This window comes from Vibrio sp. 10N.222.52.B7 (assembly GCF_041474275.1).
GTDB classification, from domain to species: domain Bacteria; phylum Pseudomonadota; class Gammaproteobacteria; order Enterobacterales; family Vibrionaceae; genus Vibrio; species Vibrio crassostreae_C.
On record NZ_JBFRTU010000612.1, the window covers coordinates 1 to 333 of the forward strand.

1 protein-coding gene is annotated in these 333 nt (G+C 44.4%); it reads right to left on the reverse strand.

Translation table 11 applies throughout. The annotated features are described in order from the left end of the window. Nucleotides 1-154 precede the first annotated feature (154 nt). A partial coding sequence (locus tag AB4512_RS24455) for a DUF1840 family protein (protein ID WP_372176073.1) occupies nucleotides 155-333 on the reverse strand: 179 nt, incomplete at its 5' end.

Consider the following 333-nt stretch of genomic DNA (forward strand, 5'->3'; position numbering starts at 1 on the left):
TATAAACGAACAGACACAAGTGAAACACTTCGCCTAAAAAAAGCGCCAGTGTCGATTCATCACCATCAAACTCCATGGCATGATCAATACTGGCTCAACTTTCATTCCTATTAAAATAGATTCAATAGGCTTGTTACGCTTTGCGCGAATCGAACTACAGTCGTTTACCGCTGCCGTCTTCCCACATCACTTCGCATTCATCATTGATAGCTGCTTTCAATAGTTCGACTAGCGGAAAAGCTCGGCTACCGATATTAACAGGCGCTTCAACAACCTCTTCTTCATTGTCGTCATCCCCATTTTCTTGCTCTACCGGTTTGCTCTGCTCAGCGG